The organism is Thermus thalpophilus, assembly GCF_022760915.1.
Taxonomy (GTDB): Bacteria; Deinococcota; Deinococci; order Deinococcales; family Thermaceae; genus Thermus; species Thermus thalpophilus.
The window spans coordinates 1-238 of the sequence record NZ_JAKTNS010000164.1 but is presented as its reverse complement, the minus strand read 5'-3'; the positions used below and the strand labels follow the sequence as shown (position 1 = coordinate 238).

At 73.5% G+C, this 238-nt stretch carries 1 pseudogene; it reads left to right on the top strand.

The features are described 5' to 3' along the window. Nucleotides 1-238: pseudogene (locus L0D17_RS14105) on the top strand (IS1634 family transposase); the annotation flags it as partial.

Sequence of the window (238 nt, the reverse complement as noted above, 5' to 3'; positions counted from 1 at the left end):
GGACCTTCGCCTGTGAGGCGGACGCCCGGCGGGCCCTGAGCGAGGCCAGCGGCCGGCTTCCTTTGCACCGGCTGGTCTACCTGGGAGTGCAGGAGGAACGCCAATGGGAGCGGGTGGGCCGGCCGCGCAAGGGGGAGCGACCCTTGGCGGTGGTCTACCGCCTGCGGGCCCGCCTGGAGGTGGATCAGGAGAAGCTGGAGCGGGCGAGGCGGGGCCTGGGGCGATTCCTCCTGGCCAC